Origin of the sequence: Paraclostridium benzoelyticum (genome assembly GCF_001006285.1) — a bacterium.
GTDB lineage: Bacteria > Bacillota > Clostridia > Peptostreptococcales > Peptostreptococcaceae > Paraclostridium > Paraclostridium benzoelyticum.
In genome coordinates, this window is sequence record NZ_LBBT01000350.1 from 1 (window position 1) to 485 (window position 485).

The 485-nt window shown below is 25.8% G+C and carries 1 protein-coding gene; it reads left to right on the plus strand.

Features of this window, described 5'->3' with window-relative positions:
* The coding region (locus tag VN21_RS16835) for an ATP-binding protein (RefSeq protein ID WP_046824283.1) at positions 1-321 on the plus strand (321 nt) is incomplete at its 5' end.
* Positions 322-485 lie beyond the last annotated feature (164 nt).

A 485-nucleotide genomic window follows, 5' to 3' on the forward strand; every position in this document is an offset into this window, starting at 1 on the left:
ATCCAATTAAGGGTTAAAGATGAAGGAATCGGAATACCTAAAAAAGACTTATACAAAGTATTTGATAGATTTAAACAAGTTAAGCATGAAAGTATAGATACTAAAGTTGGAAGTGGGATAGGGCTGTCTTTAGTTAAGTCTTTAGTTGAGTTACATGGTGGGAATATAGATGTTGAGAGTGAACTAGGGCAAGGTAGTGAGTTTATAATAAATATGCCATGTAATTTATACAGCCACAAATTAGAACTAATAGATGACTGTAATCTAAAAGCAAATTTCGTGCAAAAAATTGAAGTTGAGTTTTCTGATATATATGCATAATAGTGGATAATCTTTTAAGATTTATCCACTTTTTTATTTGAATAAAAGCTGTAATAATTTTAATGTGAATTATAGAGCAAATTAAAGCTAATAATAATAGAAACACATGAACTATAAAAATATTTTTTAATTTTAAAAAATTAAAGAAAAATAAGAATATATTT